This is a genomic window from Pseudomonas sp. Cab53 (genome assembly GCF_018325965.1).
Taxonomy (GTDB): Bacteria; Pseudomonadota; Gammaproteobacteria; order Pseudomonadales; family Pseudomonadaceae; genus Aquipseudomonas; species Aquipseudomonas chlororaphis_E.
Genome location: NZ_AP021902.1, coordinates 4,045,153 through 4,069,527, shown reverse-complemented (window position 1 = coordinate 4,069,527; position 24,375 = coordinate 4,045,153). Strand labels below are relative to the sequence as shown.

Sequence of the window (24,375 nt, the reverse complement as noted above, 5' to 3'; positions counted from 1 at the left end):
CATTCCCCGTTACATCCGGAACACGCCGAAGCGGCTCGATTCAATGGGCGCGTTGAGTGAGGCCGATAAGGCCAGCCCCAGTACGTCGCGGGTCTGGGCCGGGTCGATGACACCGTCATCCCACAGCCGTGCGCTGGAATAGTAGGGGTGGCCCTGTTCTTCGTACTGGTCGAGGATCGGTTGCTTGATCTCGGCTTCCTGTTCGGTGCCGAACGGGTGGCCACTGCGCTCGGCCTGTTCGCGCTTGACCTGCACCAGCACGCCGGCCGCCTGTTCGGCACCCATCACCCCGATCCGCGCATTCGGCCACATCCACAGGAACCGCGGGTCGTACGCGCGGCCGCACATGCCGTAGTTGCCCGCGCCGAAGCTGCCGCCGATGATCACGGTGAACTTCGGCACCTGGGCGCAGGCGACGGCCGTAACCAGTTTCGCGCCGTGCTTGGCAATGCCGCCGGCTTCGTATTTCTGGCCGACCATGAAACCGGTGATGTTCTGCAGGAACAACAGGGGAATGCCGCGCTGGCAGGCCAGTTCGATGAAGTGCGCGCCTTTCTGCGCAGCCTCGGCGAACAGGATCCCGTTGTTCGCCAGGATGGCCACCGGATAGCCGTGCAAGTGGGCAAACCCGCAGACCAGCGTGGTGCCGAACAGCGCCTTGAACTCATCGAACACCGAACCGTCCACCAGGCGCGCGATCACTTCCCGGACATCGAAAGGCTGCTTGGGGTCTGCCGACACCACGCCATATAGCTCGTGCGCCGCATACAGCGGGGCGATGGGCTGGCGCCGCTGCACGTCGCCGAGTTTGCGCCAGTTCAGGTTGGCCACGCTGCGGCGGGCCAAGGCCAGGGCATGTTCGTCGTTATCGGCGTAATGGTCGGCCACGCCAGAGATCTTGCAATGCACGTCGGCACCGCCCAGGTCTTCGGCGCTGACCACTTCACCGGTGGCGGCCTTCACCAGTGGCGGGCCGGCGAGAAAAATGGTGGCCTGCTGGCGCACCATGATTGCCTCGTCCGCCATGGCCGGCACATAGGCGCCGCCGGCCGTGCAGGAGCCCATGACCACGGCCAATTGCGGGATCCCCTGGGCGCTCATGTTGGCCTGGTTGAAGAAGATCCGGCCAAAGTGCTCGCGGTCCGGGAACACTTCATCCTGGCGCGGCAGGTTGGCACCGCCGGAGTCCACCAGGTAGATGCAGGGCAGGCGATTCTGCTGGGCGATGGCCTGGGCACGCAGGTGTTTCTTCACCGTCAGCGGGTAGTAGGAACCGCCTTTGACGGTCGCATCGTTGGCGACAATCATGCATTCGACGCCTTCCACGCGGCCGATCCCGGCAATCACGCCGGCGGCGGGAACGTCCTCGCCGTACACGTCGTGAGCGGCGAGGGGGCTGATTTCCAGGAACGGCGAACCGGGGTCGAGCAACCGGTTGATGCGCTCGCGTGGCAGCAATTTGCCCCGGGATGAGTGCCGCTCTTGAGCCTTGGCACCGCCACCTTGCTGGACTTGGGCGAGCAGGGTGCGCAGGGCCTCGACCTGTTCGAGCATCGCGTCGCGGTTGGCGACGAACTCCGGCGAACGTGGGTTGAGCTGGGTGTGCAGAATCATGGGCTACTCCGTAGCAGCTCTAAGCTTCAAGCCACAAGCTGCAAGCAGGCGCGCAGTTCGCTTGCCGCCTGAAGCTTGTGCCTTGTAGCTGACGAAAATCATTTTGTTTCGTTGAACAGTTCGCGGCCGATCAGCATGCGGCGAATCTCACTGGTGCCAGCGCCGATTTCGTACAGCTTGGCGTCGCGCAACAGGCGACCGGCCGGGAATTCATTGATGTAGCCGTTGCCACCGAGAATCTGGATCGCATCGAGGGCCATTTGCGTGGCGCGTTCGGCGCTGTAGAGGATCACCCCGGCGGCGTCCTTGCGGGTGGTTTCACCGCGCTCGCAGGCCTGGGCCACCGCATAGAGGTAGGCGCGGCTGGCATTGAGCTGGGTGTACATGTCGGCGACCTTGCCCTGGATCAGCTGGAATTCGCCGATGCTCTGGCCGAACTGCTTGCGGTCGTGGATGTAGGGCACGATCAGGTCCATGCAGGCCTGCATGATCCCGGTCGGGCCGCCGGACAGGACCACGCGCTCGTAGTCGAGCCCGCTCATCAGCACTTTCACGCCGCCGTTGAGCACGCCCAAGATGTTTTCTTCCGGCACTTGCACGTCATCGAAGAACAGCTCGCAGGTGTTGGAGCCGCGCATGCCGAGCTTGTCGAATTTGTTGCTGCGGCTGAAGCCTTTCCAGTCGCGCTCGACGATGAATGCGGTGATGCCGTGGGGGCCCTTTTCCAGGTCGGTCTTGGCGTAGATCACGTAGGTGTTGGCGTCGGGGCCGTTGGTGATCCAGGTCTTGCTGCCGTTGAGGACGTAATGGTCGCCACGCTTGTCGGCCCGCAGTTTCATCGAGACCACGTCGGAGCCAGCGTTGGGTTCGCTCATGGCGAGCGCGCCGATGTGTTCGCCGCTGATGAGCCTGGGCAGGTACTTGGCTTTCTGCTCGTGGGTGCCGTTGCGGTTGATCTGGTTCACGCACAGGTTGGAGTGGGCGCCATAGGACAGGGCCACCGACGCCGAGCCGCGGCTGATTTCTTCCATGGCCACCACGTGGGCCAGGTAACCCAGGCCGGCGCCGCCATATTCTTCCGGCACGGTAATGCCCAGCAGGCCCATGTCACCGAACTTGCGCCACAGGTCGGCGGGAAACAGGTTGTCGAGATCGATCTGAGCTGCCCGGGGGGCGATTTCCTTGGCAACGAAGGCTTGCACCTGTTCGCGCAGCATGTCGATGGTTTCGCCGAGGGCAAAGTTCAGGGATGGGTAGCTCATGGGACACCTTTGGCTTTTTTGTCGGGTGCGGAGAGGGAAGGGCTCGCTCTCACCTTGACGTTAACGTAAGCCTGCTATAAATGCCTGTCAATCACCTTTACGTTAACGTCAACTTGGTCCAGAGTAAGTGCGCTTTACAGCTCTTTGTGGCGAGGGTGCTTGCTCTCTCGCCACAAAAGCCTGTGTGCACACGGTTCACCGATACCCCCACCAATAAAGACAAGAGGGCGCGTCATGGATCAACCCGGTTTGCAGTCGCCACTGAGCTACACCCGCGGTTCCGAGGCCAAGGCTTTGCTGGTGCAAACCATCGGCCAGGCGTTCGACCACACCGTGGCCCGCTATCCCGAGGGCGAGGCGCTGGTGGTGCGTCATCAATCGTTGCGCTACACCTGGCAACAGCTCGCTGAAGCCGTCGATGTGCACGCCCGGGCCTTGTTGGCGCTGGGCTTGAAAAGCGGCGACCGCCTCGGCGTGTGGGCACCCAACTGTGCCCAGTGGTGCATCAGCCAGTTCGCCAGCGCGAAGATCGGTGTGATCCTGGTCAACATCAACCCGGCCTATCGGGTGTCCGAACTGGAATACGTGCTCAAGCAGTCCGGTTGCCAGTGGCTGGTGTGTGCCGGGTCATTCAAGACGTCGGACTACCACGCCATGTTGCAGGCACTCGCGCCGGAACTGGCGGAACAGCCGATCGGCCAGTTGCACAGCGAGCGCCTGCCGGATCTGCGGGGTGTTATCAGTCTCGATCCACAGCCGCCTTCGGGTTTCCTGCCCTGGTCGCAGTTGGCTGCCTTGGGCGCCGCGGTGACCGCCGGGCAGTTGGCCGAGCGCGAGGCCAGCCTGCATTTCGACCAGCCGGTGAACATCCAGTACACCTCCGGCACCACCGGCTTTCCCAAGGGTGCGACCCTCAGCCATCACAACATTCTCAACAACGGCTACATGGTCGGCGAAAGCCTGGGCCTGACCGCTGCCGACCGCTTGGTGATACCGGTGCCGCTCTATCATTGCTTTGGCATGGTCATGGGCAACCTGGGCTGCATGACCCACGGCAGCACCATGATCTACCCGAACGATGCGTTCGATCCCTTGCTGACCCTGACCATCGTGGCCGAGGAACAGGCCACGGCGCTGTATGGCGTGCCGACCATGTTCATTGCCCTGCTGGATCAGCCGCAGCGAGGCGAGTTTGATTTGTCCAGCCTGCGCACGGGCATCATGGCCGGGGCCACGTGCCCGATCGAAGTGATGCGGCGGGTCATCGGTGAGCTGCACATGCGCGAGGTGCAGATTGCCTACGGCATGACCGAAACCAGCCCGGTGTCATTGCAGACCGGCCCTTCGGATGAACTGGAAGTGCGCGTGACCACCGTCGGCCGCACTCAGCCGCACCTGGAAAGCAAGATCATCGACGAAGCCGGTGAAATCGTGCCCCGAGGCACCATTGGCGAGCTGTGCACCCGCGGCTACAGCGTGATGCTCGGCTACTGGAACAACCCCAAGGGCACCGCCGAAGCGATCGACCAGGCGCATTGGATGCACACCGGCGACCTGGCGACCATGGACGAGCAGGGCTACGTCTGCATCGTCGGGCGTAACAAGGACATGATCATCCGTGGCGGCGAGAACGTTTACCCGCGTGAGCTGGAAGAGTTCTTCTTCACCCATCCGGCGGTGGCGGACGTGCAGGTGATCGGCATCCCGTGTTCCCGCTACGGCGAAGAAATCGTCGCCTGGATCAAGTGCCACCCCGGCCACAGCACCACCGCACAGGAGCTGCACGCCTGGTGCAAAGAGCGCATTGCCCACTTCAAGACGCCGCGTCACTTCAAGTTCGTCGATGCGTTTCCGATGACGGTCACGGGCAAGGTGCAGAAATTCCGCATGCGCGAAATCAGCATCCAAGAGCTGTGCGATAGGGACGAGGACTGAACAAGCAAGCCAATGGGCAGTGAGCCCTGTGGGAGCGAGCTTGCTCGCGATAACGGTGGGTCAGTCAACATCAATGCTGACTGAGATTACGCCTTCGCGAGCAAGCTCGCTCCCACCAGCCGATCCCCGGAAACCAAACGCCAGACAGCACAAAGGGGAGCCGAAGCTCCCCTTTAATTTTGTCGTCGCGTGCTCTTTTTTATTATTGAGGGGCGGCCTGTTGTTGTTTTTGGCAGCCGTGGCCCTTTACCGCTGTTTTTGGCGATCCCCATCCGGGATCAAGAGCAAACGTATTTTTTTGAGCGCTGATCTGCCTTTTCGCTTTGCGATCCAACCGATTCGGGCGCTACCTGAAGGTAGTTTTATTGTTCTCTGCCCGGTTGCGGGTTGCTCCTGGAAGCACCCTGAAAAGCACATCTTCTCCAAAAAAATCTGTTAGCTGCGTCTCTGCCGTGTTGTTTTTGTTATGTCAGAGTCGTTTCGTCTTGTTTTTATTGGGTTTGCTGCGTTTTTTTATTCTTGTTGTACCAGAGATATAGCAGGTGCCGTGCCAACTTTTAAAACTCTATATAAATCAATGAGTTGAATTTTTTATCAAAAAAATCTGGCGGGCCAAACCTGACAAATTGTTTCCGTGTTACTCGTTTCGCCGCCGTTACAAAGCCCAGCGGTAACACCTCACTGTGCGCTGCGTGCCTTGGCGACGCGTGAACCGGTGGGACGGCCCAGCACGTCACAGATCTGCCGGCCCGCGGCAATCAATGCCTCCAGGTCGACACCGGTCTCGATGCCCAGGCCGTTGAGCAGGTAGAGCACGTCCTCGGTGGCGACGTTACCGCTGGCGCCCTTGGCGTAGGGGCAGCCCCCCAATCCGGCGATGGAGCTGTCGAACACCGCGATCCCTTCCAGCAGGCTGGCGTACACGTTGGCCATGGCCTGGCCGTAAGTGTCATGGAAATGCCCGGCGAGCTTGTCCCGCGGCACTTGCGCGCCGACCACCTCGAACATCCTGCGGGTGGCGCCGGCGGTGCCCGTGCCGATGGTGTCGCCCAGGGACACTTCATAGCAGCCCATCGCGTACAGCTCACGCGCGACCCACGCGACTTGCTCGGGCTTGACCGTGCCTTCATACGGGCAGCCCAGCACGCAGGACACATAGCCACGCACGCTGACACCGTGCTGCCGGGCAGCCGCCATGATCGGCGCGAAGCGCTCCAGGCTTTCCTTGATGGAGCAATTGATGTTGCGCTGGGAGAATGCTTCGGACGCGGCGGCAAATACCGCCACTTCCTTCACGCCAGCCGCCAGCGCGTCTTCAAAGCCCCGCAGGTTTGGCGCCAGGGCGCCATAGGTAACACCGGGCTTGCGCTGGATCTGCGCAAAGACCTCGGCGGAGCCGGCCATTTGCGGCACCCATTTGGGCGAAACGAAACTGCCGACCTCGATGTAGCCCAGGCCGGCGGCGCTCAAGGCATCCACGAGGTTCACCTTGTCGGCGACGCTGATGGGGTGTGCCTCGTTCTGCAGGCCATCGCGGGGGCCGACTTCGATCAAGCGTACAAAGGAGGGGAGGGACATAGAGGTTGACCTGTAGTGAGTTGCCAATATGTTGAGCGCAATGATGAACCCATTGTGGGAGCGAGCTTGCCCGCGATAGCGCTGGATCAGCTTGCATCGATGTTGAATGTGCCGTCATCGCGAGCAAGCCCGCTCCCACAGGGGAAAGTGTTACTGGACGGTTTTCTCACCCTCGATCGTCTGCTCCAGCGCCTGGATGCAGCGTTCTTCGGCAGTGTCGAGTTCCAGTTTCATCTGTTCGATGTCCAGCAATTGCTGTTCGAGCTGCTCCCGGCGCTCGGCGATTTTCGCCAGCATGCTGTGCAGTTGTTTCCGGTTGCCGCTGGTGGGGTCGTAGAGCTCGATCAGCTCGCGGCACTCGGCCAGAGAGAAGCCGATGCGCTTGCCCCGCAGGATCAGCTTCAGGCTGACTTTGTCCCGCGGCGAATAGATGCGTTCCTGGCCGCGACGCTCCGGGCTCAACAGGCCTTGCTCTTCATAGAAGCGGATGGCGCGGGTGGTGATGTCCAGCTCACGGGCGAGGTCGGAGATGCTGTAGGTCTGGCTGCTCATGGAAGCGCTCGAAACGAAGGGGGCTGGCGCTAAGCTAAAGGCAGGTTGACGTTCGCGTCAAGCAAGGAGGTTCTGTACACAAAACCTGTGGGAGCAAGCTTGCTCCCACAATGTTGGTCGCCTAAACCTTGTCGAGCTTCTTCTCATGGGCCGTCACTTGCTGGCACAGCTCGATCATCTGCTCGCGCATCCAGCGGTTGGCCGGGTCCTGGTCGGTGCTTTCATGCCAATAGAGATGGGTTTCCACTGGCGGCACATCGTTGACCGGCAATTGGAAGGCGTGCAGGTCGTGGCGGCGGGCGAAGCGTTCGGGCACGGTCATGACCATGTCGGTCTGCTGCAACACCTGGGACGCCATCAGGTAATGCTGGGAGCGCAGGGCGATCTTGCGCTGGATGCCCATCTTGCCCAAGGCCAGGTCGACATAGCCCAGGCCATTGCGCCGGCTGGAAATGTGCACGTGGGTCTGGGCCAGGTAATCGTCGAGGTTGATCTTTTCCTTGCCCGCCAGTGGGTGCCCCTTGCGCATGGCGCACACGTAGCGGTCTTCCATGAGCTTGACGTGGCGCACCTGCGGGTCGGTGTTGAGCGGTGCATCGACGGCGAAGTCGAGGCGACCGGCCGCCAGTTCCTTGGTGGTCTCACGGCGCTTGGACAGGAAACTCTCGATGGCCACGGTCGGCGCCAGGCGGCGCAGGCGCTGGAACAGCGGCGGCAGGATCACGCCTTCGGTGAGGTCGGTCATGCTGATGCGGTACGTCTTGACGGCCTGCAAGGGTTGAAGATGCGGCTTTCCTGCACCGACACCCGCAGCAGCGACAACGCGTTGCGCACCGGGCCGATGATGTTCTGGGCCATGGGCGTGGGCACCATGCCCTGGGCGGTGCGCACGAACAGCGGATCGTTGAAGGTTTCGCGCAAACGCGCCAGGGCATTGGACACGGCGGGCTGAGTGATGCCGACGATCTGGCCGGCGCGGGTCAGGTTGGCTTCGGTGTAGATCGCGTCGAAGACGATGAAAAGGTTCAGGTCGACCTTGCTCAGATTCATGGCGCTGCACTCTTGTATTCGGGCGGGTTCTTGGACTTGTTGTGGGTGCCAGGTAACGATGCGAATCAGTGAAACATATATCGGTGATGAATGTTAATACACGCCGAGAATAGGTTAGGTAAATTTTCGTAGCTGAACTAGCATCGATTCCATGACCTGAAATCAACCTCTGCCAAGAAGGTGCTGTCCATGGATTTTGCCTATACCCCCAAGGTTCAGGAATTGCGTGAACGCGTCACGGCGTTCATGGATGCCTATGTCTATCCGGCTGAAGCGGTGTTCGAGCGGCAAGTGGCCGAAGGCGACCGCTGGCAGCCCACGGCGATCATGGAAGAGCTCAAGGCCAAGGCCAAGGCCGAAGGCCTGTGGAATTTGTTTCTGCCTGAGTCCGAGCTGGGTGCCGGCCTGACCAACCTGGAATATGCGCCGCTGGCGGAAATCATGGGCCGCTCGCTGCTGGGGCCGGAGCCTTTCAACTGCTCGGCGCCGGACACCGGCAACATGGAAGTGCTGGTGCGCTACGCCAACGAGGAGCAGAAACAACGCTGGCTCGCACCGCTGCTACGCGGCGAGATCCGTTCGGCCTTTGCCATGACCGAACCGGATGTGGCCTCGTCGGACGCCACCAACATGGCCGCCCGCGCCGAGCGCGACGGCGACCAATGGGTGATCAACGGCAAGAAATGGTGGACGTCGGGGGCTTGTGATCCGCGTTGCAAGATCCTGGTCTTCATGGGCCTGAGCAACCCCGATGCGCCGCGCCACGCCCAGCACTCGATGATCCTGGTGCCGGTGGACACCCCCGGGGTGAAAATCGTCCGGCCGCTGCCGGTGTTTGGCTACGACGATGCGCCACACGGCCATGCCGAAGTGCTGTTCGACAACGTGCGGGTGCCATACGAAAACGTCCTGTTGGGTGAAGGACGCGGCTTCGAGATCGCCCAGGGTCGTCTCGGTCCAGGCCGGATCCACCACTGCATGCGTTCCATCGGCATGGCCGAGCGCGCGTTGGAATTGATGTGCAAGCGCGCCGTCAGCCGCACTGCGTTCGGCCAGCCGTTGGCGCGCCTGGGCGGTAACGTCGACAAGATCGCCGACTCGCGCATGGAGATCGACATGGCGCGCCTGTTGACCTTGAAGGCGGCGTACATGATGGACACGGTGGGTAACAAAGTGGCGAAGAGTGAAATCGCCCAGATCAAGGTGGTCGCGCCGAACGTGGCGTTGAAGGTCATCGACCGGGCGATCCAGATCCACGGGGGCGCCGGGGTTTCCAACGACTTCCCGCTGGCCTACATGTACGCCATGCAGCGCACCCTGCGCCTGGCCGACGGGCCGGATGAAGTGCACCGGGCAGCTATCGGCAAGTTCGAAATCGGCAAGTACGTGCCCAAGGAGATGTTGCGCAGCGGGCGCTGAAGGCCATCTTGCATCCGCCATAAGCCCCCTGTGGAAGCGGGCTTGCCCGCGAAGAGGGCGGCACCTTCAAAAGAGATGCAAGCTGACCCACCGCCTTCGCGAGCAAGCCCGCTCCCACAGAGGAATATGGCGGTCACCGATATCGCGGCCACCCAGATCCCCTGTGGGAGCGAGCTTGCTCGCGATGGCGGCTTCACGACTACTCCTTGACGCTCATGTACTCTTCGGCCCAGCGGATGTATTCCTCGGGCTGGGTGTAGGTGTGGGTCAGTTCAGTGGCGCTGAGGTCCGAGGCCTGGGTGAAGATCTGGCGTTGTTCGCGCAGGCTGTCGTAGGTGGCCTTGATCGCGGCGAAGTAGGCGCCGTGGCCGTCGATGGTGACGCGCACGCCCAGTTCGGCCAGGCGCTTGTCGTCGCGCAGCAGCGGGTTGCCGTAGGTGACGAGCATCAACGGCACGGTCAGGTTTTCGCTGATCTTTTCCAGGTGCTCGAAGTCCTGCACGCCCACCATGCAGATCCCATCCGCCCCGGCTCGTTCGTATTGCTGGGTCCGGCTGATGATTTCCTGGACCGGCAGGATCCCGGCATTGGTCCGGGCAATGATCGCCATTTCCGGGTCGACCCGGGCTTCCAGCGCCGCGCGAATCTTGCCGACGCCTTCGGCCACGCTGATCAGGTCGGTGGACTTGCGGCCAAACTGGGCCGGCAGCAAGGTGTCCTCGATGGTCAGCGCCGCCACGCCGGCGCGCTCCAGCTCGATGATGGTGCGCATCACGTTCAAGGCGTTGCCATAGCCATGGTCGGCGTCGGCGATTACCGGCAGTTGCGCCACGCGACCGATACGGGTGGCCTGTTCGGCGAACTCGCTGAGGGTGATCAAGGCAAAGTCCGGCGCGCCCAACACTTGCAACGACGCGACCGAGCCGCCCAGGATCCCTACTTCAAAGCCCAGGTCGGCGGCGATCCGAGCCGACATCGGATCAAACACCGACGCGGTGTGGTAGCAGGTCTGGGAAGCCAGCAGTTGACGAAAGTTGCGGCGTAAATCTTGATGGGAAAGCCTGGACATGTGAGTTCCACCATTGGAATGGAACGGCTTGAGCAAAAGTGTCAACGCCGAAAGAATCAAAGGCTATCACGTGGCAGGTATAAAGATGATGACGAATGCGCATGGGCCATGCCTGCGGTGCATTGTCGAGTAGGCGGCGAGGCTACGCCGCCACCGCCTGCTGCCCCTGCTTCAGGAGCGCCACGGCGCGCACGGTGTCGCCAGGTTGCACTTGCAGGCGTTTGGCGGTGAGGCGGTCGACGAGCAGGCTGTGGCCGTGCTGGTGGGCCCGGGCGCTGGTGACGCGGCAGTTTTCCAGGCGTCGGTTATGGATCAGCCACACCGGCGACTGTTCGTCCGGTGCGCCCACGGCCAGGGTCAGCGACTGGCTGTCGCGCACGGTGCGGATCTTCGCCACCGGCGCTTCGATCACGGGGCCCGCGTCGAAAATGTCGATGTAGCCCTTATGGCTGAAGCCTTCGGCATTGAGAATCCGCATGGCCGGCTCGCTGTTTGGATGGGCCTTGCCGATCACCGCCTGGGCCTGTTCGGTGAGCAGGCAGGTGTACAGCGGTTGGCGTGGCATCAGCTCGGCGATGAACGATTTGTTGCCCATGCCGGATAACTGGTCGGCGTAGCTGAAGTCCCTGCGGAAAAAGTGCCGTCCCAGACTGTCCCAGAACGGCGAGCAGCCCTGTTCGTCGGCATGGCCACGCAGCTCGGCGATCAGTTTTTCCCCGAACAGCTGGGAAAACTCGGCCACGAACAGCAACCGTGCCAGGGACAACAGGCGCCCATTGTGGCCATGACGTTGTTCGGGGTGCAGGAACAACGAGCAGATTTCCGATTGCCCGGTCATCTCGTTGTTCAGGAACAACGTCGGGATCTGTCGCTGGATGCCCAGTTCCGGTGCCGAACCGACAGTCACCCCGACCCGGTAGTTGTACCAGGGCTCGCGCAGTCCCACCGCGCCGGTCAGGGCGCTGATGCCCACCACCTGGCGGTCATCGTCTTCGAGCACGAACAGGTAATCGGCGTCGGCGCGTTCCACTTGCCCGGCAAAGGTTCGCTGGGCCCAGCGCACGCGATGGGCCAGGCGCTCTTCGTTGGCCGGCAGGCTGGTGAAGCCGGGGCCCGCGCAACGGGCCAGGTCCAGCAGCGCAGGCAGGTCGGTGAGGGCGACCGGGCGGACAATCATGATGCTGCTCCTTCGTCGTGTCGGTTCCGGTGCCGATGCGGGAGGTTCATAGGGTCACCACCCGGATCGGGTCGCCTGGCGCGACGCCCAGGGCGGCCAGCAGGTCCGGCGACAGGGCCACCGGGCCTTGCGGATTCACATCCAGTTCGGCGACGACGGCGCGGTAGTTGCCGAGCCCTTCGTTGCTCACCAGGTACCGGCCCCTGGCGTCGATCTGCGGGCTATGGCTGGCGATGGCGAGCCGGCTCTGGGTGATGGAGCGGATGTTCGCGATGCGCGCATGCAGTGTCGGTCCGCCGTCGAAGAGGTCCACGTAGTTGTTGGTTTCGAAGCCCTCGCGCGCCAGGATGTCGAAAGCGTCCTGGCCGTCGGGATGGACCCGGCCGATACACGCCTGGGCCGCGGGCGGCAGCATCGGCACGTAGATCGGGTATTGCGGCATCAGCTCGGCGAGGAAGGTGCGGCTTTGCAAACCACACAGGCGTTCGGCTTCGACGTAGGGCAGGTCGAAGAAGTGCTGGCCGATGGCGTCCCAGAACGGCGACTGGCCGTCTTCGCTGAAACCCACGATTTCGGTGATCACGCCTTCGGCAAAGCGCTGGGGATGGGCGGCGATGAACATCAGCCGGGCCCGGGACAACAGCTCCGAGGCCGGTGTACGCATGCGCTCGGCGTCGAGGTGAAAGCTGCGCAGCAGCGTCTGGCCATTGAGGTCCTGGCACAGCGACAGCGCCGGGACCCCGTGCTGGATGTTCAACTCCCGGGATTCGCTGGAAAACGGCCGGTTGCGCAAACTGTAGAACGGTTCGTTGCAACCGGTGCTGGCGAGCACTTCCGAGCAGCCCACCAGGCGCCCGTCATCGAGGTCTTGCAGGACGAAAAAATAACTCTCCCCGCCGGCCTTCTGCACATCGGCCTCCAACGAGGCGCACGAGGCGAGGATTTTTTCCCGCAGGCGCTCGGTGTCGTCTGGCAGCGACGTGACGCCCACCAGGCTGTCCCGGGCCAACTGCTGCAGTTGCGGCAGATCGCTAAGTTGCACTGGACGTAAAGCCAGCATGGATTGCACTCCTGTTCCAGAGGGCCCGGTGCCTGGCACCGGGCTTGACGATCACTGTCGATGTCCACGCATTGTCATCACCGGCGGTCGAACCCTTCGACCGCCGCCCCTCATTGGCCGGCCGGGTCGGGCAGGGTCGTGCGCCCGCCGAATCGGTTCAACGCACACAGGTAGATCACGCCGGCGGCAATCCAGATCAGGCCGAGTTTCTGCGCCCCGACGCCCATGTTGTACATGATGGCCGCGACGATCGCGAAGCCCACCAGCGGGCAGACCAGGTGACGGATGAACTGGCCCGAGCGCTGGCGTCTCCAGTAGTGGTTGATCACGGTGATGTGCAGCAACATGAAGCCACTCAGGGCGCCGAAATTGACCAGGGAGGTGAGGGTGTCCACGGCGTCGATGAACAGGTAGCAGATCAGCAGCGACAGCAGCGCGACCAGGTAGATGCTCACGTACGGGGTGTTGTGCCTTGGATGAACCTTGGCCAACACTTTGGGCAACTGGCCGTCCCGGGCCATGCCGAACAGCAGGCGCGATACCGCCGCCTGCGAGGTGATCGCCACTGCGACGCCCCAGGCCAGGGCCGTGGCGACAGCGGTCAAGGTGGCCAGCCAACTGCCGGCCGCCAGCTCGGCGATTTCATAGAACGCGGTGTCGGCGGACTTGAAGCCCATGCCGGCCGCCAGGTCGGTGGCGATCCAGGTCTGCACCACGAAGATCACCCCCATCACCAGCAGGGTCACCAGCGCCGCCTTGCCGATGCTGCGGCCCGGCTCGTGCTTGATTTCCTCGGCCAGGGTGGAAATGGCGTCGAAGCCCAGGAACGACAACACCGCGATGGACACGGCCTGCATCAGCAGGGCGAAGTTGAAGTGTTCGGGGCTGTACAGCGGCGCCAGGGTCAATTGGCCGTTGCCGGCGCCACCGTGCAGGGCTGTCCAGGCATACGACAGGAAGATCCCCAGCACCACCAGTTGGGCCAGCAGGAACAGGATGTTCATCCGCGCGGTGAAGGTAATGCCCCGCAGGTTGACGAAGGTCGCGCTGAGCAGGAACGCGAGGATGAAACCGACCTTGGGGATCTGCGGGTACAAATGATTCAGCGCCATCGCCGCGTACACGTACAGCAGCGGCGGGATCAGCAGGTAGTCCAGCAACATCAGCCAGCCGGCGATGAAGCCGACGTGTGGGTTGAGGCCTCTCTGCGCGTAGGAATAGACCGAGCCGGCCACCGGAAAGGCCCTGGCCATGCTCCCGTAGCTCAACGCGGTGAACAGCATCGCCACCATGCCGATGATGTACGCCAGCGGCACCATCCCCGGCGCCTCGGCATTCACGTAGCCATACACGCCGAACGGCGCGATGGGGATCATGAAGATCATCCCGTACACCACCAGGTCGGTGAGTGACAGGCTGCGTTTCAACTCCTGTTTGTAGCCAAATGCCTCGATACTCATGAGCCGTTCTCCTTTTCAGCTGTGTAGGTTGTGCTGGCTTGCCGCTGTGCCTAGAGCAGCGGGGCCAAGTATGCACTCCAGGTGCGTACCGCTTCGGGGCTGCGCAGCAAGTCGTTGCGCACCTCGATCAACACCGAATCCAGGCCGCGTCCATCGCCGTGCACCGGAACCGTCATGTCGGTCAACGGGTTGATCTTGTAGGGTTGGTTACCGGCCGCCCGCAGGGAATGGCGGGTCAGCCCGTCGACGATGCGCTGGGCATAGTCCCGGGCTTCACCGAACAGCACGCCCGCTTCCAATGCGCGTGGTTGGCCGTAGAACACCGGGGTGAAACTGTGAATGCCCACCACCCGCACTGGGCGGTTGTCGGCCAGACGGCGGTCGATCAGCGCGCGCAAGCAATCGTGGAACGGATGGAACAGGCATTGCTGGCGGTAGGCGCGGGTGGCGTCGTCGAGGGACTGGTTACCCGGAACCTGGTAGATCTCGCTTTGTGGCGGGATGCTGTCGGCCACGTGCAATGGGCGGTTCAGGTCGATCAGCAGGCGCGAATAGCGGGCCGACAGCAGCGTCGCGCCGAGGGTCTCGGACAAGCGTTCGGCCAGGGCCAGGGCACCGATGTCCCAGGCGATGTGTTCGTGGGAGGCGGTTTCATCCAGGCCCAGGTCGTTCAGGGCAGGGGGAATGTAGCGGCTGGCGTGTTCGCACACCAGCACCAGCGGGTGTTCGGAGTCTTCCCGCAGCAACCGGTAGGCCGGCTCGGTGTAGAGCCCCGACTCGGCACACTCAATAGATTCGCGCATAGTGCTCACAACGCTCGGCAGGTGACAGCGCCTCGGTCAAGGCCAGCTCCTGGGCCTTCAAGGCGAAATAGGTTTCGACCAGCGGGCGGGGCAGGGCTTGAAGCAGCGCCCCGCTGTGACGCAGGCAATCCAGTGCCTGGGCCAGGGTCGTTGGCAGGGCGATAATGCCACGTTCGCGCCGCTGTGCTTCATCCAGCTCATCGGGTATTTCATCGGTCACCGCGTTCAACGGCAGGTGCTGTTCGATGCCCAGTCGTCCGGCGATCAACACGGCGGCCATCGCCAGGTGCGGTGAGGCGGTGGCGTCCATGGCGCGGAACTCCAGGTTGTACTGGCTCGCCACCGACTTACCCCCCAGGCTCACCGTGGGGCAGATGCGCAATGCCGCCTCGCGGTTGCGCTGTCCGAGGCAGGCATAGGAGGCGCTCCAGTGATGGGGTTGCAGGCGTTCGTAGGACACCGGGGTCGGCGCGGTCAGGGCGCACAGCGCCGGCAGATAATGCAGCACGCCAGCGGCCCAGTGCTGGCCGAGGCTGGACAGGCCGTTGGCGCTGGCGGCGTCGTGCAGCACCGGATCGCCGCTCAAGTCCTGCAAGCTCAGGTGCAGGTGCACACCGTTGCAGATGGCGTGTTCCCCGGTCTTGGGCGCGAAACTCAGGTCCAGGCCCATCTGCCGGGCGATCTCCCGGCTGATTTCCCGCACGTTCACCGCGCGATCGGCAGCGGCCACCCCGAGGGTCGGGCGGCAGGTGATCTCGTATTGGTGCTTGCCGTATTCGGGCAGGAACATCTCCGGTTCGACACCGCCGGCCCGCAGCGCACTGAGCAGCCAGCCGGCGAACCCGGCCTGCTGGCGCTGGGCCTGGAGGCTGAAGGCCAGGCGATCAGGCAGGGCGGGCGTGGCGCTCAGGTTGAACTCATGTTCGAACGCGGCGAAAACCTGCAGCCCCAGTCCGGTGCGGTAACGCTCCACTTCGTCCTGCAGCAGCGTGCGCGGGCAGGCGCCCCAGGGCCGGCCGTCGGTCTCGCGCACGTCGCAGTGGATGAAGTCCAGGGCCGGCGCTGCGCTGTCGGGGCCGTTGTCGACGGTCACCCGGCTGGACAGGTCCGGTATCAGCCGCAGGTCGCCATGGGCGCCCCAAGGGTTGCTTGACGCGATGATGTCCTGGGGCGTCAACGCGCTGTTGGCCGGCACCCAGCCACACCCGGCGCTGACGTAGTGGGCCAGTTCGTCGCTGGGCAGCGAACGCCCGCGGGTCACGCCGATCAGGTCGGTGCTCACCAGTGTCGTCAGGGGCAGCGGTAACAGGCGTGGCGCCGTATCGGGGCGGCTCATGGCTGCATCTCCTGCAAGCGAGCGAGCACGGTGGCGGTGTCGGTGATCCAGCAATAACCCTTGATCGCGTTCAGGCAGGCCAGGTGGCGCTGTTCGGTGTACGTGGCGCAGGCATCTTCCACCAGGGTGACCAGGTAACCGCGGTCGGCGGCGTCACGGACCGCCATGTCGACGCATTGGTCAGTGACGATGCCGGCGACGATCAGGTGGCGGGTTTCCAGGTTACGCAGCACGTAGTCGATGTTGGTGGAATTGAAGACCCCGGAGGACGTCTTCGGCAGCACGATCTCGTTTTCCTGCGGGGCCAACTCGGCGATGATCTGCGCCTCGGGGCTGCCCTTGGGCAGGTGCATGTCCGACAGCTTGTGATCCAGGGAGCGGTCGCGGCCATCGGCGGTGAGGCTTTCGATGTGGGTATGCAGCACGTTGTGCCGCGCCGCCCGCATCGCGGCGAGCAAGCGTTGCTGGTTGGGGATCACCTGTTGGCGGGCGCGGCGGATGAAGTACTCGGCCTCGGGGCTGGCGAGGTGGGCATCGAACTGCACTTCCAGCCAGGCGCGTTGCATGTCCACCAGCAGCAAGGCCGTGTGGTCGCGGGTGAACGGCAGGTCCCGGGGCGAACGGTGGGGGAGCGAGAACATCCTTATTTTTCCTCCAACAGGTGCGTGTTGAATGCCGAGCGCAAGGCGTCGATGCCGTCCAGGCGTTCGGCCAGGTCGGGGCATTGCAGCGTCAGGCAGGCGACCAGGGCCTCGACCTGGGCCAGCGCCGGGACCAGGCTGTCGAACGCCGAGACTGACTCGACCGGGGCGCTGATGATCAGGTCGGCCAGCTCGCGCAAGGGCGAAGCGTAGACGTCGCTGAACAGCACGACCCGGGCATGCCGTTCCTTGGCCGCGCTCGCCACTCGCAGGGCCTGGGCCTGGTAGCGCCGGTAATCGAAGATCAGCACCAGGTCCTGGCGCTGGACGTCGAACAAGCGATCAGGCAGTTGGGCGTTGTCCTCCAGGGCAAAACAGCCGGCGCGCAGCAGGCGCAGGTGGTTGAGCAGGTAGTGGGCGAGGAAACTGCTGAAGCGCCCGCCGAAGCAATGCACCTGATGGCGGCTGTCGAGCAGCCACTGCACCAGGATGCGCACGTCTTCGGGTTGGGTCAGGGCCTGGGTGTCGCTGAGGTTGCGTTGGCTGACCGCCAGGTAGTGGCTCCAGGTATCGCCCTGCTGCGATTTGGCCCGCGGTTGCAACAGCGTGCGCGGGGAGCGCAGGCGGTGATCCATGTCACTGAGCAACGCCTCCTGGAATTCGGCATAGCCACCAAAGCCGAGCTTTTTCACCAGCCGCACGATGGTCGGGTCGCTGACACCAGCGTGGTCCGCCAGGCGCGACATCGGCCCCAGGCCATTGCGTGGGTAGTGGTCGAGCAGGGCGCGTACGACCTTGCGTTCCGACGGCGTCAACACCAGGCCGGGATCGGTGATCAGGTCTCTGAGAGGCGGCATCCGTGCTCCTTGCCGGGATGGGTGTTGGATTTCTTTCATAACTCCTGAAAATAGTATTTATGTAGCTGGTGCTACATGTCCAGCGCTTTTTACGTCCCGTTTAAAATGACCGGGTAGGGTCCGAAAGCGCCGTAGGACATGGCTTTGGTCGAAGTGACTCGGTATGTCAGCCAATGCTTTTTGTTGTGTAAGAAATAACGCCATTTTGTCTCGGTTATTTGATTTCGTATAAGGTGCTGTACAAGTAAAAGCCTGAATATGCCGGCGATGAACCGCTTTTGAATGTGTGGGAGTTCCTGCGTGCAAGCCACTCGCCTGACCCTGATTTGCCATGCCCGGACCGTCGCCCAGAAACACGCGCGTTTCGGCCTGGATGAGCCGCTGGACGCCGATTGGCTGGCACAGCGTCGCAGCGTCGGCGATGACTACCGCCACGTTCGGCACCTGCTGTGCGCACCGGAGTTGCGCGCGCGCCAGACCGCCGCGTTGTTCGGCCTCGAGCCTGAGGTGACCGAGGCCCTGGCCGATTGCGACTTGGGCAACTGGCGCGGGCGGTCCATCGACGAGCTGTTCAAGGACGAGCCGCGCGCAGTGCAAGCCTGGCTCGACGACCCTGAGGCGGCACCCCACGGCGGTGAGTCCGTCGCCGCTTTGTGCCGCCGGGTCGGCGACTGGCTGGCGAACCTGGAAACCCGGCCAGGGCACGTGCTGGCCGTCACTCATCCCTTTGTGATTCGCGCGGCGCTGGTCCATGTCCTGGGCTGTAGCGCCGCCTTCAACCGGATCGACATCGAACCGCTGTCCGCCGTCGAGTTGCGCTTCAATGGCGTCTGGCGATGGCGCACGCAGGGCCCTGGCCAGGAGACGTCAGCATGAAGCAGCTATTGGTCATCGGCATCGGTGCCGGCGATCCGGATCACCTGACCATGCAGGCCGTCAAAGCCCTGAACCGGGTGGACGTGTTCTTTCTCATGGACAAGGGCCCGGCCAAGGGCACATTGCTGGATTTGCGTCATGAGATCTGCCGGCGCTACATCGTCGATCACCCATACCGTTTCGTCACCGCCGACAGTCCCGAGCGCCAGCGTGGCGAGGTGGACTATCCGACCAGCGTTGAAGACCTCAACCGCGCGAAACAGGCCACCTTCGAACGGCTGATCAATGATGAGTTGTCCGACGGGCAGTGCGGTGGCTTCCTGGTGTGGGGCGACCCTTCGCTGTACGACAGCACCGTGCGCATCCTGCAGTCGATCCTCGACGCGGGCCGTTGTGCCTTCGAGTTTGACGTGATCCCCGGCATCAGCAGTGTCCAGGCCCTTGCGGCTCGCCATCGCGTGCCGCTGAACAGCATTGGCGGCGCGCTGGAGATCACCACCGGGCGGCGCCTGGCGGCGGGGCAGGTGAGCGACGCCGCCAGCGTGGTGGTGATGCTCGATGCCGAGGACGCGTATCGCCAGGTGAGCGATCCGGATACGCAGGTCTACTGGGGCGCTTATGTCGGGACGCCGGATGAAATCCTGATCCAGGGGCGGCTGGGGGAGGTGGCCGACGACATCGAACGCACCCGCAAGGCCGCGCGCAACGCGCATGGCTGGATCATGGATACTTATTTGTTGCGCAAGCCCTGAAGCTGCCCAGTGTTTGTGCGGGTACTGTTGCTAATCCACTGCATTCATCCCCGCCCAAACCGCTCCCGGTACACCGAAGGCGCCAACCCGACCACGCTGCGAAACGCCACGCGAAAGCTTTCCACCGAACGGTAGCCACACAACTGGGCGATGTTGTCGGTGTTGTCTTCGGTGCTTTCCAGCAGCTCGCGGGCGCGGGCCAGGCGTTCGTGTTGCAGCCAGGCCTTGGGCGACACGCCGCAAGCCTGGGTGAAATGGCGCAGGAAGGTGCGTTCGCTCATGGCCGCCTGGCTGGCCAGTTCGCGCACGCCGAGGGGTTCGTGCAGGCGCTCGCGGGCCCATTGCATGACGCTCGACAGGTCGCTGCGAGGCGTGCGACTGACCGGCGAAGGAATGAACTGCGCCTGTCCGCCGGTCCTTTGCGGTGACATCACCAAGCGCCGCGCCACCGTGTTGGCGACCTGGACGCCATAGTCCCGCGCCACCAAGTGCAGGCAGGCATCGATGCCGGCGGCGCTGCCGGCCGAGGTGATGACCTGGCCGGAATCCACGTACAACACGTCCGGGTCCACCCGGATGGCGGGGAAGCGCTCGGCCAGTTCGTCGGTGTAGCGCCAGTGAGTGGTGGCGCCGAGTCCATCGAGCAGCCCGGCCGCCGCCAGGACGAACGCCCCCGAACAGATCGACAGCAGCCGCGCGCCACGGGCGTGGGCCCGGCGCAGCGCCTCCAGCAACGCTTCGGACGGCGGTTCGCTGCGGCTGCGCCAACCGGGCACGACAATGGTCCGGGCCGTGTCGAGCAGTTCCATGCCGCCATCGGCCAGGATCTGGAAGCCGCCCATGGCACGCATCGGGCCGTCATCCACCGCGACGATCCGGTGCACGTACCAGGGAAACTCGAACTCGGGACGTTCCAGCCCGAAAATCTCGACGGCGACGCCGAATTCGAAGGTGCACAAGCCGTCGTAGGCAAGGATCGCGACTAGGCCGGAGGTAGGCTGCATTTGTCGGAAAATTCCCAGAGAGTGTCGTATGCGCCACTGTAGCGGTAACCCAGGGGCGGATAAAGTCTGTCCATGCCCTCATCACCTTGGAGTACACACGATGACTAGCCTGGTTCGCGAAGTGCCTGCCGCCCCGTCCGATATCGCCCTGGAGCATTTCCGCCGGCGCCTGTCGTTCGAAACCGATTGTTCCGACGTCCACGCCAGCCAGCAGGCCGGCGAGCTCGACTTTGTCCTGGTGGACGTCCGCGGACCGTCGGCCTACGAGCGCGGGCATGTGCCCGGGGCGATCAACCTGCCGACCCGCACGCTCACCGCCCAGGCTTTGGCGGCGTACCCCAAGGCCACGCTGTTCGTGGTGTATTGCGCCGGCCCGCATTGCAACGGGGCGAACAAGGCGGCGGTTCGCCTGGCGACCTTGGGTTACCCGGTCAAGGAAATGATCGGCGGCGTCATGGGCTGGCTCGATGAAGGGTTTCGCCTGACCGGCCTGGTGGAGCGAGTGGCGGACCAGGCTGTGCGCTGCGATTGCTGATACGGCCCCCCGGCTGGCCGGGCGTTTGCTCAGCGCCGCATTCGAACGAGGTCATCCATGGCCGACAGGAAGCGTTGAACGTCGTCTTGAGAGGTGTAATGCGCCAGGCTGATCCTGGCCACGCCGTCATGCTCGTCAACACCTAGGGCCCGAACGGTCTGCGGGCTGAAATGATGACCATGCCAGAGACGAATGCCTTGTTCGGCCATGTACCGGGAAATCATCTCGCTGGGTGTCGACGCCAGGGTAAAGGCCACGGTCGGCACCCGGCGTTCCCGTGCCTGGGCTGCGTGGTAGCCGTGGATATGAACGCCTTTGAAGCTGCCCAACCCCTCCAGGGCTGACTGCACCAGCCGTTGCTCGTATTCGATGATGGCGTGCATCCCCGCGACAATCTGCTGCCGCTTGCCCGTCTGCTCGCCGCACGCACCAAACTCGCGCCCGATCCAGGCCAGGTGTTCGATGGCACCGAGGATTCCGGCGATGGCCTCGCGGCTCTTGCTCCCGGTTTCGAATTTATAGGGTGGCTTATCGGCCGTGGGCCGGGGTTTGTAGGGCATGAGCCTTTCGAGCAAGGCCAGGCGGCCCCAGAGGATTGCGTGATGGGGGCCGTGGAGCTTGTGCGAGGAACACACCAGGAAGTCACACTGCAGGGCCTGCACATCGATCACACCATGGGGCGCGAACTGAACCGCATCGACATAGACCAGCGCGCCTTTGCGCCTGGCCAGGGCGGCCACCGCGGCGACATCATTGATCGTGCCGGTGACGTTGTTCGCATAGCTCAACGCGACGACCTTGGTCCGATCCGTGATGATCGAGTCCATGTCGGCAATGCTGAAACCGTAGGCAAGGGGATCGAACGGCAGCCAGCGAACGTTCAGTTCCAGGTCTTTGGCCAATTCGAGCCAGGGCGAAATATTGGCTTCATGGTCGGACTGGGTCAGGACAATCTCATCACCTTTGCCAAGGCTTCGCCCCAGGCAACGTGAGAGATGGAACGTCAGCGTCGTCATGTTCTGGCCGAACACGATTTCCTCGGCACAGTAGGCATTGACCAGTGCGGCGGCTGCGCACCGAGCCTGGTCGATGGCGTCTTGCGCCATGACCGATGTCGAGAAATGGCCGCCCAGGTTGGCGTTGTGTTCAATCGCGGCCTCGACGCTGGCCGCAAGGGCACGCTTGCACATCTGGGTGCCGGCGGCGCTGTCGAGAAGCACGCTGTCGCGCGCCGAGGCCAGGGAGAACACCGGAAACTGTTGCCTGATACGCTCGATATCCAACATGTCGATCCTTCGTGATGGCGACTGAGGCTGTTCAGGCTTTCAAGTCGCTGAGGCTGATGCCCTGGGCCAGCAGCAAGTCCCTGATCCGATCCGATTCCGCCCAGTTCCTTTCGTTACGGGCCACGTTACGCGCGGCGATCAATTGGCTTTGTTCCGATGTCAGGCGGGTGGCCTGGGCGTCGAACAAACCGATGTCCAGCACCGCGTTGAAACTGCGCAGCAGGTCGATGCGTTCCGATTCAGTCAGCTCATTGGACTTGATCACCCACCAGAACTCGGCCATGGCGCTGGGCGTGTGCAGGTCCTTTTCCAGCGCAGCGAAGAACCTTCGATAGGACGCGGCATGCGTGGCCGAAAAAGCCTCGCCGACAGGGCCGCTGTTTTCCAGGGCGCTGCTGATCCGTCGCCGAGCTTTTTGCAAGGCCGTGGCGACGTCATCCAGTGCTTCCCATGAAAAAGCCAGGGCGCTGCGATAATGCGAGCCCAGCACCAGCAAGCGGAACGCGCAGGGGTCGTAGCCTTTGTCCACCAGCGAGTCCACGGTGAGGAATTCCCCGCTGGACTTGGACATTTTCTCTGTCTCCACATTGAGGAACTCGCAGTGGAACCAGTAGTTGACCCAGCGGTGACCGAAGCAGCATTCCGATTGTGCGATCTCGTTGGAATGGTGGACGTTGATATGATCGATACCGCCGCAATGGATATCGATCCTGTCACCCAGGTACTTGCTGGCCATGGCCGAGCACTCGATGTGCCAGCCGGGAAATCCCAGGCCCCAGGGAGATTCCCACTTCATGATCTGGCCCGGAAACTTCGAGGTCGAAAACCATAAGGCGAAGTCCGCTTGCGAGCGCTTCAACGGGTCGTGACTGACGCGTTCGGTGGCGCGTTGCTCGTCCAGCACCAGTTGCCCGAGTTCGTGATAGGCCGGGAATTTTTCCACGCTGAAATAGACATTCCCGGCGCTTGCATAGGCCACGCCTTTTTCCAGCAGGCGTTCGATCAGCGCGATGATTTCAGGGATATGCTGCGTCGCCCGGCACACCACGTCCGGGCGGGTGATATTCAACAGGTCGCAGTGGCGAAAAAAGGCGTCTTCGTAGAATTGAGCAATCTGCCACGGGGTCTTGTTCTCGCGAGCGGCACCCACCATCAATTTGTCGTCGCCGGCGTCGGCGTCGGATTGCAGGTGCCCGACATCGGTGATGTTCATGACGTGCTTGACCGTCCAGCCGCGATGACGCAGGGTCTTGGCCAGCACATCTTCGAAGATGTACGTGCGCATGTTCCCGATGTGCGCATAGTGGTAGACCGTGGGGCCGCAGGCATACAGGCCTACCTGGTTTTCAACGATCGGCGTGAAGGGGACGACGGTCCTTCCCAGGGTATTGAATAGTTCCATTTTCCAACTCTTGCGTTGAGGGGCATCGACGCCCCTGGCCCTCCGGGTTCAGCGCCCGGAGGAAGTCGTATTGCCCTGTCGGTCGAGATCCAGCCAATGATGGACACTCTCGCGATCCCAGGCCCGCAGCGCATAGTCCTTCAACGTCTGGGGAACCGGATCGCCGTTGTAGATGAGCCTGTTCAACATGCCGGCGGCGTCGACGTCGGCGATGCACCACTCGTTGAAAAGAAACGCCTTGCCGTCCCGCAGGCTATGGGACAAGGTCTCGACCAGTCGCCGGGCATCGGCCACCGCCAATGGCCCCAGCGGTTCCTTTGACGGTGCGATGAAGATGGTCTCGGTGGGCCGGTTGCCGCGCAGGTTGAAGAAGTCGCTTCTCAGCCAGGCCTGGACTTGCCGGGCTTGGGCTCGGGCTTGAACGTCAACCGGAAACAGCCGGGCCTGCGGCGCAACGTCGTTCAGGTATTCGGCGATGGCGGACGATTCAGCCAGCGAAAACGCCCCATCCACCAGCGTCGGCACGCGGTGGGTGAGCGAGATCCCGGTGAATGGCGGCCGCTGGTGATCGCCTTGGGAAAGGTCGAGGTAGTGCAGGTCGAAATCGAACCGGCACTCCTTGAGCGCTACGAACGCGCACATGGCAAAGGGCGACGTGCATTGATGATCCACGTATAGCTTCATTGAGTCTTGCTCCATCCCGATCA

21 protein-coding genes and 1 pseudogene are annotated in these 24,375 nt (G+C 63.0%); 5 read left to right on the top strand and 17 right to left on the bottom strand.

The features are described 5' to 3' along the window. Positions 1-9: 9 nt before the first annotated feature. On the bottom strand, positions 10-1,614 hold the full coding sequence (locus KI241_RS17675) for a carboxyl transferase domain-containing protein (RefSeq protein ID WP_212802815.1): 1,605 nt from the start codon (positions 1,612-1,614) through the stop codon (positions 10-12). A gap of 98 nt (positions 1,615-1,712) precedes the next feature. After that, positions 1,713-2,876 (bottom strand): isovaleryl-CoA dehydrogenase, encoded by a 1,164-nt coding sequence (locus KI241_RS17670; protein WP_042729065.1) that lies wholly within the window; start codon positions 2,874-2,876, stop codon positions 1,713-1,715. 234 nt (positions 2,877-3,110) lie between these two features. Between KI241_RS17670 and KI241_RS17665 the strand changes: the two genes are divergently transcribed. Further along, positions 3,111-4,811: an AMP-binding protein gene (locus KI241_RS17665; protein WP_212802814.1), complete on the top strand. Its 1,701-nt coding sequence runs from the start codon at positions 3,111-3,113 to the stop codon at positions 4,809-4,811. Between the two features lie 678 nt (positions 4,812-5,489). Here KI241_RS17665 and KI241_RS17660 read toward each other — a convergent pair. From KI241_RS17660 to KI241_RS17650, 3 genes and pseudogenes are all read right to left on the bottom strand, one after another. Continuing rightward, positions 5,490-6,389, bottom strand: coding sequence for a hydroxymethylglutaryl-CoA lyase (locus KI241_RS17660; RefSeq protein WP_047739174.1), 900 nt, complete (start codon positions 6,387-6,389; stop codon positions 5,490-5,492). A 150-nt stretch (positions 6,390-6,539) separates the two neighbouring features. Beyond that, the gene (locus KI241_RS17655; RefSeq protein WP_042729062.1) at positions 6,540-6,941 is read right to left on the bottom strand and encodes a MerR family DNA-binding transcriptional regulator; all 402 of its coding nucleotides are present in this window, start codon (positions 6,939-6,941) and stop codon (positions 6,540-6,542) included. A gap of 121 nt (positions 6,942-7,062) precedes the next feature. Further along, positions 7,063-7,991 (bottom strand): annotated as a pseudogene (locus KI241_RS17650) (LysR family transcriptional regulator). A 189-nt stretch (positions 7,992-8,180) separates the two neighbouring features. On the opposite strand from KI241_RS17650, the gene KI241_RS17645 reads away from it, so the two are divergent. Continuing rightward, the gene (locus KI241_RS17645; RefSeq protein ID WP_123579802.1) at positions 8,181-9,410 is read left to right on the top strand and encodes an acyl-CoA dehydrogenase; all 1,230 of its coding nucleotides are present in this window, start codon (positions 8,181-8,183) and stop codon (positions 9,408-9,410) included. Between the two features lie 199 nt (positions 9,411-9,609). On the opposite strand, the gene KI241_RS17640 is transcribed toward KI241_RS17645, so the two are convergent. From KI241_RS17640 to KI241_RS17605, 8 genes are all read right to left on the bottom strand, one after another. Further along, positions 9,610-10,479, bottom strand: a complete 870-nt coding sequence (locus tag KI241_RS17640) for an oxaloacetate decarboxylase (RefSeq protein WP_042729059.1) — start codon at positions 10,477-10,479, stop codon at positions 9,610-9,612. 142 nt (positions 10,480-10,621) lie between these two features. After that, entirely contained in the window at positions 10,622-11,656 is a 1,035-nt protein-coding gene (gene astA / locus KI241_RS17635) for an arginine N-succinyltransferase (RefSeq protein WP_212802813.1), read from the bottom strand. Between the two features lie 46 nt (positions 11,657-11,702). Further along, positions 11,703-12,716, bottom strand: a complete 1,014-nt coding sequence (locus KI241_RS17630) for an arginine N-succinyltransferase (protein WP_212802812.1) — start codon at positions 12,714-12,716, stop codon at positions 11,703-11,705. A gap of 110 nt (positions 12,717-12,826) precedes the next feature. Continuing rightward, a complete protein-coding gene (locus KI241_RS17625; protein WP_212802811.1) occupies positions 12,827-14,176 on the bottom strand; it encodes an APC family permease in 1,350 nt (449 codons plus the stop codon). A 50-nt stretch (positions 14,177-14,226) separates the two neighbouring features. Then, the gene (locus KI241_RS17620; RefSeq protein ID WP_123579805.1) at positions 14,227-14,979 is read right to left on the bottom strand and encodes an N-formylglutamate amidohydrolase; all 753 of its coding nucleotides are present in this window, start codon (positions 14,977-14,979) and stop codon (positions 14,227-14,229) included. Further along, entirely contained in the window at positions 14,963-16,315 is a 1,353-nt protein-coding gene (locus KI241_RS17615; protein WP_123579806.1) for a glutamine synthetase family protein, read from the bottom strand. Before KI241_RS17615 ends, KI241_RS17620 begins: the two co-directional genes overlap by 17 nt. Beyond that, complete coding sequence (locus KI241_RS17610) at positions 16,312-16,956, bottom strand: isochorismatase family cysteine hydrolase (protein WP_047739168.1); 645 nt, start codon at positions 16,954-16,956, stop codon at positions 16,312-16,314. The genes KI241_RS17615 and KI241_RS17610 overlap by 4 nt, the downstream gene beginning before the upstream one ends. Before the next feature lie 2 nt (positions 16,957-16,958). Then, positions 16,959-17,813, bottom strand: a complete 855-nt coding sequence (locus KI241_RS17605; protein ID WP_042729688.1) for a MurR/RpiR family transcriptional regulator — start codon at positions 17,811-17,813, stop codon at positions 16,959-16,961. Between the two features lie 300 nt (positions 17,814-18,113). Here KI241_RS17605 and KI241_RS17600 point away from each other — a divergent pair, with 300 nt between their 5' ends. Together KI241_RS17600 and cobF are read left to right on the top strand one after the other, a co-directional pair. Continuing rightward, entirely contained in the window at positions 18,114-18,689 is a 576-nt protein-coding gene (locus tag KI241_RS17600) for a histidine phosphatase family protein (RefSeq protein ID WP_047739167.1), read from the top strand. Then, positions 18,686-19,441, top strand: a complete 756-nt coding sequence (cobF, locus tag KI241_RS17595) for a precorrin-6A synthase (deacetylating) (RefSeq protein WP_212802810.1) — start codon at positions 18,686-18,688, stop codon at positions 19,439-19,441. Before KI241_RS17600 ends, cobF begins: the two co-directional genes overlap by 4 nt. 44 nt (positions 19,442-19,485) lie before the next feature. On the opposite strand, the gene ftrA is transcribed toward cobF, so the two are convergent. Then, complete coding sequence (ftrA, locus tag KI241_RS17590; RefSeq protein ID WP_042729691.1) at positions 19,486-20,445, bottom strand: transcriptional regulator FtrA; 960 nt, start codon at positions 20,443-20,445, stop codon at positions 19,486-19,488. Positions 20,446-20,545: 100 nt separating this feature from the next. Between ftrA and KI241_RS17585 the strand changes: the two genes are divergently transcribed. Then, positions 20,546-20,980 carry a rhodanese-like domain-containing protein gene (locus KI241_RS17585; protein ID WP_042729692.1) on the top strand — a complete coding sequence of 145 codons (435 nt, stop codon included), beginning with the start codon at positions 20,546-20,548 and terminating at the stop codon, positions 20,978-20,980. A 29-nt stretch (positions 20,981-21,009) separates the two neighbouring features. Here the strand turns inward: KI241_RS17585 and KI241_RS17580 are convergent, their stop codons facing one another. Genes KI241_RS17580 through yfcF form a run of 3 tightly spaced genes read right to left on the bottom strand, consistent with a single transcriptional unit; the run spans position 21,010 to position 24,367 of the window. Further along, the gene (locus tag KI241_RS17580; RefSeq protein WP_042729693.1) at positions 21,010-22,266 is read right to left on the bottom strand and encodes a cysteine desulfurase-like protein; all 1,257 of its coding nucleotides are present in this window, start codon (positions 22,264-22,266) and stop codon (positions 21,010-21,012) included. A 31-nt stretch (positions 22,267-22,297) separates the two neighbouring features. Next, positions 22,298-23,668, bottom strand: coding sequence for a cysteine--tRNA ligase (cysS, locus tag KI241_RS17575; RefSeq protein WP_212802809.1), 1,371 nt, complete (start codon positions 23,666-23,668; stop codon positions 22,298-22,300). Positions 23,669-23,716: 48 nt separating this feature from the next. Next, a complete protein-coding gene (yfcF, locus tag KI241_RS17570) occupies positions 23,717-24,367 on the bottom strand; it encodes a glutathione transferase (RefSeq protein ID WP_212802808.1) in 651 nt (216 codons plus the stop codon). Positions 24,368-24,375: the final 8 nt, after the last annotated feature.